Annotated in this window: 1 pseudogene; it reads left to right on the forward strand. The window is 70.6% G+C overall.

The features are described from left to right. Window positions 1–28: 28 nt before the first annotated feature. Window positions 29–238, forward strand: a pseudogene (locus KZZ07_RS27400) (N-acetylglucosamine-6-phosphate deacetylase); the annotation flags it as partial.

Here is a 238-nt window from a genome sequence, read left to right on the forward strand (position 1 = left end):
GCTGGAGGGCGGTTCACGGATACTCGGCGTGCACCTGGAAGGCCCCTACATCAACTCCGGCAAGCTCGGCGCGCAGCCCAACTTCGCCCATGCCGCGGTGCTCGAGGAAGTCGAGGACTACCTGCGCCGCGCGCCGATCCGGGTGATCACCATCGCCCCCGAGATCGCCGGACACCGGCCGCTGATCCGCGCCCTCGCCGAGCGCGGCGTACGCCTGCAGATCGGCCATACCCTGGGC

The organism is Mameliella sp. CS4 (assembly GCF_019392335.1).
In the GTDB taxonomy this organism is placed as follows: domain Bacteria; phylum Pseudomonadota; class Alphaproteobacteria; order Rhodobacterales; family Rhodobacteraceae; genus Antarctobacter.